The organism is Frankia sp. CcWB2 (assembly GCF_977927585.1).
On sequence record NZ_CDWRCM010000106.1, the window covers coordinates 1 to 7,722 of the forward strand.

At 70.3% G+C, this 7,722-nt stretch carries 4 protein-coding genes and 3 pseudogenes; 1 reads left to right on the plus strand and 6 read right to left on the minus strand.

From position 1 onward, the window contains the following. A pseudogene (locus ACY45C_RS12605) lies at positions 1–1,028 on the minus strand (sugar-binding protein); the annotation flags it as partial. Beyond that, positions 973–2,946, minus strand: coding sequence for an RHS repeat domain-containing protein (locus ACY45C_RS12610; protein ID WP_462187811.1), 1,974 nt, complete (start codon positions 2,944–2,946; stop codon positions 973–975). The gene ACY45C_RS12610 and the pseudogene ACY45C_RS12605, both read right to left, overlap by 56 nt. Between ACY45C_RS12610 and ACY45C_RS12615 the strand changes: the two genes are divergently transcribed. Then, the gene (locus ACY45C_RS12615) at positions 2,924–3,178 is read left to right on the plus strand and encodes a hypothetical protein (RefSeq protein ID WP_462187812.1); all 255 of its coding nucleotides are present in this window, start codon (positions 2,924–2,926) and stop codon (positions 3,176–3,178) included. The genes ACY45C_RS12610 and ACY45C_RS12615 overlap by 23 nt on opposite strands. Before the next feature lie 437 nt (positions 3,179–3,615). Here the strand turns inward: ACY45C_RS12615 and ACY45C_RS12620 are convergent. The 4 genes and pseudogenes from ACY45C_RS12620 to ACY45C_RS12635 form a co-directional block, all read right to left on the minus strand. Further along, positions 3,616–4,059: pseudogene (locus tag ACY45C_RS12620) on the minus strand (hypothetical protein); the annotation flags it as partial. Positions 4,060–4,247: 188 nt separating this feature from the next. Then, positions 4,248–5,522, minus strand: a pseudogene (locus tag ACY45C_RS12625) (lanthionine synthetase C family protein). Positions 5,523–5,626: 104 nt separating this feature from the next. Further along, entirely contained in the window at positions 5,627–6,829 is a 1,203-nt protein-coding gene (gene fxlM / locus ACY45C_RS12630; protein WP_462187813.1) for a methyltransferase, FxLD system, read from the minus strand. 209 nt (positions 6,830–7,038) lie between these two features. Beyond that, positions 7,039–7,722: thiopeptide-type bacteriocin biosynthesis protein (locus ACY45C_RS12635; protein ID WP_462187814.1), on the minus strand; the 684-nt coding region annotated here is incomplete at its 5' end.

Consider the following 7,722-nt stretch of genomic DNA (forward strand, 5'->3'; position numbering starts at 1 on the left):
CGGGCCAGAAGAATCACAAGATCAGCGACAGATCCGGTGACCTGACCCCAGGTGTCGTAGCCGGTGGTCAGCGTGGTGCTGTTCGCGGTCGTGGTGGTCGGCAGGCCGGTGGTGGTGCTGTAGCCGAAGGTCGCGGTGGGAAGCGCGGTGCCGCCGTCCGTGGCCGGGCTGGCCGCGAACGCCTCGGATGTCTTCCGGCCGGCCGCGTCGTAGGTGTAGGTGGTGGTCCGGGTGCTCGTCGATCCGGAGGTGACGGTGTCGACCTTGGTCAACGGCTGGTTGAGGTTGTTGTAGGTGTAGGTGGTCACCGGCAGCGGGTTGCCCGAGGAGGGCTGCGCGGCCGGGCCAGTCGAGCAGGTCAGGCCCGTCCAAGAGGCGTTGACGCAGCCGCCGGAGCCGGTCGCGGTGAAGTAGGAGATGACGGTGGTGAAGGCGTCGGTGCCGGCGCTGTTCGCCTTCGGCTGGCGGACCTCGACCGGGTTCCCGGCGGTGTTGTAGTAGGTGGTGCGGACGATGTCGGGGGTGGAACCGCCGCCCATCCAGGTGGTCACGGTCGTCGGCTTGCGTAGCGTCCAGCCGGATGTCGCGGCATCCGCGCCGGTCTTCGCCTCATAGCCGTTGATCGTCTTGCGGGGGTCGACGTCGGCCCCGCCGGCCTGGCGGATGGTGGTGGTGACGGTGGTGGGCAGCCGGTACGGGTCGGGTGCGGACGGGGCGTTCTCGTCGTAGTCGGTGTGGACGTGCTCGCGGGCGGAGTACTGGGCGCCGGCGTCGTCAACGATGCGATGCGTCGGCCCGAACGTGTCGACGACGGACACGCCGTCGGCGGAGTAGACGGTGTCGGTGTCCAGCAGTTGGGCGCGGGCCGCGGAGTCGGTGAGCGCCGCGGCGGTCGGATCGGTGTCGGCGGTCGGGGTGAGGGCCTGGTTACGGTTCTCCGCGGTCAGTTCACGGATCACGTTGCCCTTGACGTCATGTTCGTTGGTTGTGACCTGCCAGGCGCCGTTGCCGTAGGAGGCGGCGTTCACCTGCCGGCCGTCGGCGTTGAGGTAGGTCAGGTCGACGTAGGGCCAGTCGGCGGCGACCGGCGGGTTTGACGGGACCCTGCTCGCGGGGAACACCGCCGTGGCCCAGGCCGGCAGGTCCTGCTGCCCCCCAGGCGGCGACGGCGCTCGGGGACATGTCGACCGGCGCGCCCGTTCCGCTGAGGGCGACGTTGTAGACGACGGTACGGGTGGCGGTACCCGCGCCAGCGGGCCGGGGCCGTGCCACGGTGATCAGCCGACCGTAGCTGTCGTAGGTGAACGACCAGGCGTCCTGGCCCGCGGGGGTGTAGCTCTGGAGGCGGCCCTGAGCGTTGTACTGGTAGACCGATCCGAGGTGCGAGCCGTCGGTGTTGTCCAGCCGCGGGTCGTACTCGAACCGCAGGTGCCCGGTGGAGTCGTACTTGTACTGGGCGACGACGGTCGCGGTGCCTCCGTTGAGGGACATCGAGACGGTGGAGACCTGCCCGGTGTAATTGCCCCAGGTGGCCGGGTCGGTGCCGGAGCCGGTCGCCGTGGTCGAGGTGGCGTAGGCGAGGGTCAGTGCCCGGCAGCCGGCGCCGAGCGTGCCCGAGCAGTCCACCCCGGCCGGGACGGGCGCGAGGATGCGGGTGACCCGGCCGGCGCCGTCCGTGGTGTACGTCGAGGTGGTCGCGGACCCGGGCTGGACGACCCGGTCGACCACCCAGATCGTCGCCGAGCCGACGGTCTTCGACACCCATACCGTCTTGGTGCCGTCGACCTCGGTGAGGGTGAACTGGGTCGCCGAATCCTTGACGAGCTTGGAGCCGTCGGTGGCGGTGTCCGCGATGCCGGTGTAGGCGTAGGGATAACCGCCGGTCCCGGTACGGGAGTACGCCGAGGCGGCGCCCTCACTCGACGTCAGTGTCACGGTATTTGTGGTGCCGGTGTTGTCCGTCAGCGTCTTGGCCGCCGAACCGGTGTCTGGTCCCTGCAGATCCGAGGTCCAACCCGGGCCGAAGATGCCGGCAGGGTCGCTGGTCGCCGCGGGCGGGGTCAACGTCGTCAGGGACCGGCCGACGGTCAGGCTGCCGGTGTAGGTCGGCATGGTGACGTCGGTGGCCGACAGGGAGTAGTCACCGGTCAGCGAGGCCAGTTTTCCGGGGCCGACGTCGCTGGTGGCGTTGGAGTCCCCGAACGCGTTACGCGCGTACTGGATCGTCCGGGCCCCGGTGCAGGTGACGGTGCCACCCGAGGTACGGAAACAGGCCTGGAGCTGGATCGGCCCGTCGGTGCCGCCCTGCAGGGTGAAGCCGACGTTCCAGTTCTGCCGGTCGAACGCGCCGGAGGCGTTGCGCGGCGCGGGCCATGTCGGGCTCGTGGTCGTGCCCTCGGTGGTCACGTCCGCGACCGGCACGTCCGTCCACGCCGTCGACGTGTTCGTTCCCAGCCGGTATCGGTAGGTCACCGACACCTGGGAGGACGGCGCCTGTCCCTCCAGGACGACGAAGCGATGGACGCGGGCGTTCTCCGCCGGGCTCGCCAACGCGCCGGTGCCGACTCCGAAGCTGTAGGAGACAACCAGCGAGAGGTTGCCGGCCTTGTCCTTGGTCCGCAGGTAGAACGTGTGCAGTCCGTCGGTGGCGTTCAGCGACGGGGTGGTCGTCCCGGTGGTCTCGGTGGCGGGCGAGGGCTGGTCGAGGCCGTAGAGGAACGATTGGGTGTCCCCGCCGGGGGAGGTCCAGGTGAACGTGCCGGAGGTGGCCGAGGCCCAGCCGCCTGACGGCCACGCCGCCGAGCTCAGCGCGGTCGGCGCCGCCGGGACGGTCGTGTCGACGGTGAACGGGATCCACGACGACCAGTTCTGCGAGTAGTCGGTGCCGTCGTAGGCGCGCACCCGCCACTGGTAGGTGGTGCCGTTGGCGAGTACCCCGGCGGGCACCGTCCAGGAGCCGGTGGCGTTCGGGGAGACGTTCGACACCGAACCGTCGGTGATCTTTGTGGTGCTGTCCTGGTTCCACACCTCGAAGTCGAGGCACAGCGGCGCGCCGTCGGCGTCCGTGGCCGCCCCGGACAGCGTCGGCCTGGTGCTGTTCGTCAGGACCGTCGCGGGGCTGCCGCCGCACTGCGCCGAGCACGGCGAGGTCGACCGGTTCGCGACCGTGCCCGGATAGGAGTTGTAGGTCGTGACAGTTCACCGCGTCGACGAGGCACCGTGGCGCCGGCCCCTGTTCCGCCGGGTCAACCCGTCGCCGATGGCGTACCTCATCCCTGCGGGCTACCCGGCCCACCGCCGACTGCCACTGATCGTCGGTGACTTCACGGAGGAAGGATTCAGTACCCGGACTTGGAAGGGCGGTTGCGCCAGATCGCCGGATCACGGACGGTCAGGGCCCGCGTGGCGACCCGTATCGCGACGCGCAGGTGACGAGAAGCCCGATCATCGGGGTGGCGGACAGGCCGCTCGCCGCTTGGGATTCGTCGCGGGATCGAGCCGGATCCGGGTCGACGGGTGGTCCGCTGAGTCTGGGCGGCGTGCCGGGCCGGGACGGCGGTGGGCGGGTGCCGGCGACGGCCGGGTACGCCGCGATGACGGCCCGATGACGTCCGGAGGAGTATCCGGGATCGCTCCACTCCCCGCGCGACTTCGGCGTGTGGTGGTGATCAGAAGGGTGTCGATGGGGGTGAGGTGTTCGCGGTCGTCGAGGTCGATCAGATTGTGGATGCTGGTGTCGTAGACCTCGGCGAGCAGGGCGAGGAGCTGGGGTGTGGGCCGGCGGCGGTTGTTCGGTAGCGGCCAGTTCTCCAGTTCCGACAGCTTCGGGGCGGTCATGGGAGCCGCGCCGTGGGGATCGAGGCCGGTGTGGGCGGCGTGGGCGTTGATGTGGGCCGCGGCCTGCATCTGGGTCCAGCCGTGCGCGACGCGGTGAGCGGCGCGGGGGCGCAGTTTGTAGCGGCGGGCGAACTCGATCGCGATCTCGTCGTGGGACATGCCGACCGCGCGCATCCGCGCTCGCAGCTCGTCCTGCTCCGCCCGCTGGCTCGCCCTACTCATGACGATGCCCCATATCCTCTCCGGAGCCGGATGGCCGATCCTCCGATTGCCCGCTGCGCAGACCACTCTGGCAGTAATCGTTATGTCACAGGTCGAGCGGTACGGGATGACGCTTCGTCCGGCGGTCGCCCTGGATGTCGTGGGTGGCAAACGTCCGCGTCGAGCACGCTTCGTCTTCGCGGCTGACCCTAAGTTCGGCCGAGGAGAAGCACGGTTTCCCAGGTAGCTGTGCTGTCGGTGGCGAGGCCATGCAGGACGGCAGCGATCCCGGCGGCGCCCTCGATGAGGCCGGGTGATCGGCTGCTGGCGGGCTCTGCCGGGTCGAGGCTGTCGAGGAGTTGATCGGTTAGGGCTGGGAGGTGGCTGCCGAGTGGGTGGTAGCGGGCGTCGGCGGCGGCGTGGTGGACGGTGGCGATCAGGCCGGCCCAGCCGTGGCAGAGTGCCGGGTCGACGAGTCTGGCGAGTTGGACGGGGTCGTCGAGGCAGGCGGCGAGCGTGGACTCGGCGCGTTTCTGGCGCGATGTGTCGGCCAGCGCGAGGGCGGCGAGTTGCTGGGCGCGGGCAAGGCCGGGGGCGCCGTAGCACCAGGAAACGCGGCCTGGGCCGGTTTGGGCGGGGCGGCCGGCGCTCAGCTCGCGGAGGGTGATCTTCTCGGGCCATCAGGGGCCGGTTGAGCTCTCCTGGCGCCAGGCGTCGAGCCAGTCGCAGATTTGGTGCAGGGCGTCGAGGTGGCCGGGCACGACGATGGCCTGGCGGTGGGCGAGAGCGAGTAGCGCGAGAGGACCTGCGACGCCGTGGGCCATCCCGAGGTCGGCGTGGCCGTCCGCGAACGCGTCAGCCGGCGCTCCGACGGGAAGGTCGCCGCTCCACCAGCCCGGCAGTGTCAGGCCACCTGTGCCAATGGCAGGCAGGGGTTCGGCGAGGCGGACGAGGTACGCCAGGACCCGGCGAAGCTGATCTGCGTCTGGGCGGGAGGTGAGGAGGTGAGCGCCGAGTCCCGTCAAGCCGCGGACGAGATCGTATTCGGCGCGTTCCGGTCGCTGGCCGGCATCGATACGCCGGTTGGCTGCGGCGAGGCGCAGGTCGGTCATCTCCGTGACGGCGCTGTCCAGGTGCTGGCGGGCGGATCGGTAGCGGCCGGGTGGAGCTGCCGTGGCGAGCGTGAACGCGAGGGCCGGGGCGCCGAACCACAGGCCGGCTCGCGCCCCGACGCTCAGCTTCTCGCGTGTGGCGGCTTTGAGCCAGGCGTCGACGGTGGCCCAGCTACCGACGCCATCGCGGGCGCGTAGGCCGTGGAGCACAGCGACGCCCGCGGCGCCGGCGGCCAGCGACTGGCCGCGCCAGGGCTCTCTGGTCGACGCCTGATCGTTACCGGCATGGGGTGGGGGTGGTGCGGTCAGCGCGTCGGCGAGACGGGCCGCGACGGAGGAGGCACGCGTTCGCAGGTCGCTGCTCAGGAGTATGAGGCACCTCCGGACGATCCGGTCGGTTCGGCGAGGGACAGCAAGCCAGTGGTGTCCAAGAGACGCCGCTGGCAGGTGCCGTCTCGCCGACGCGGGCAGGTGGTTCAGTAGGTGACGATGATCGCGCAGTCTTTCTTGACGATCGCGTGGTTGGGAATGCTGGCCTGAGCGGTCAGAGGCATCGCGGTCAGGGACGGGCGGGCTTTGCGGTCGGTGTTCCAGGTGTGGATGTGTCCGCACAGCCGCTCGGCGAGGGCGTGGCCGTCGGGTCCGTGTCCGTGGGCGCCGAGTTCGTAGACCGGGTCGGGGCCGTCCGACCGGCGCTTGATGAGGTAGGCCAGTGAGGAGCCGGCGATCAGCGTGGGGCTCAGGTTCGGGATGAAGGGCGTGCAAAGGTCGGCGCTGACCGCGCCGGCGCTGGCGTTGATGCGGCAGACGGCGGGATCGGTCGCGGTGGCGCGTAGCCAGATCCCGTCGATGGGGTCCTGCGGGCCAACGGTGATTCTGGACCAGGCGCTGGTCCGCGGGGTGTTCAGGATGCCGGTCAGCTGGGCCGGATCGATGTCCTGGTCGATGTCGTAGTGGATCTGGACGAGGGGGTCGGTATGGAGCGTGGCGACGCGTTCGATGCCTTGGCCGATCATGGGGACGAAGCCGCAGAGGAACACCGACTCCGAGCGGAGTACACTGTCGTCGCCCTTGACGAAGGCGACGCCGCGGGTCTGGCCCCGCCAGCGCAGCGGCAGGACTACCCGTCCGCCGGGGACGAGTTGGGTGAACCAGGCATCGGGGATGTCACACGCACCGACGGTGACTTCAATCTTGTCGAAGGGTGCGGTGGTGTCGTCGCCGAGCGCGCCGTCGCGGGTCAGGACCCGCACGCCGCTGTAGCCCGCCGCAGCCAGGGCGATCGATGCCTGTCCGGTGACATCCTCGTCGATGTCGGCGGTGACGACCAGCCCGTCGGGGCCGGTGAGTTCGGCGAGCAGCGCGGCGTTGTAGCCCGTGCCGGCACCGACCTCGAAGATCCGCTCGCCGGGGCGGACGTGCAGCTCGTCCAGCATCCCGGCGACGAGGGTCGCGACCGAGGCGCAGAACAGGTGCGTGCCGTCGGGCGCCGTCTTGGTGATGACCGCCTTGTAGGGGTTGTACGCCTCGTCGAGCGTGGCGTCCGGCAGGAACAGGTGCCGGGGCACCGCGTGCAGCGCCTCGACGACAGGGCTGTCGAGGCTGGGCCGACTGCTGGTGATCTTCTTGACCATGTCGGCGTGGAGTTCGGCGGCGGTGCCGGATGTCGCGGTCGTCATGGGCGTGTCCTTGTCGGAGTGGGATCAGGTCGACTGCTGCGGTCACAAGGGATGGTGTTCGGAGGCAGGAGCGTAGACAGCGGGGTGTTCCCGGCCCGAGGTCGCCGTCTCGGGACGGCCTGCCGCGTTCCTACCGGACATGAGCCGGGCTGACCGCCATACGTCGCGGCGGCGCCAGCGATCTCCATCCTGGTAGAGAGGAGCCGTGCTCATGAGGGTGCCGCCTGCTGGGTGGTGTGCCAGGCGAGAGCGACGCTGCGTGCCAGTCGAAGGCAGGCGGCCTCGTGGTCGCGGTTGATGCCACGGAGGCGGTTGTAGGACAGGTGCAGTAGGGAGCCGGCGACCGTCGCGGGGTTCATCTGGCTGGGTAACGCCGCGCGGTAGGTGGTCAGGGCCTTGGCGCGGGCTGCCCAGGCGTTGGCGAGGTCGCCAGGCAGGTGCGGCAGATCCCTGGGGACGCTGTGACGGCCCAGCCGGGTGGTTTCGCCGACGACGCGATGATCGATGGTCTGCGGCTTGGCGAGGACGCGTGTGGTCAGGTAGTCGGCGGCGGGGCGCATGCCGCCGAGGAACGCGTCGGCGATGTCGAGCATCGACAACGCCGTGACGGTGTCGGGATGCAGCCCGGCCGGTGGTTGACGCAGCGCGGTGATCGCGGCGGTGGTGTCGGCGCAGAACACGGCTTCGGCGGCCTCAAGAGCCGTGTCGGCGCCGTAACGGCCGGCTTCCGGGAAGTAGGTGTCAAAGGCCACCTGGCCGGCGACGCCGATCGCGGCCACCTCGGCGGCCCACGCGCCGAGGATGGCCGCGCGAGCAGCGTGGTTCGCCTCGCCGGTGGCGACGCGGATGCGCAGATGGTCGGTCAGCTCGGTGTTGCGGTAACGGACCATCCA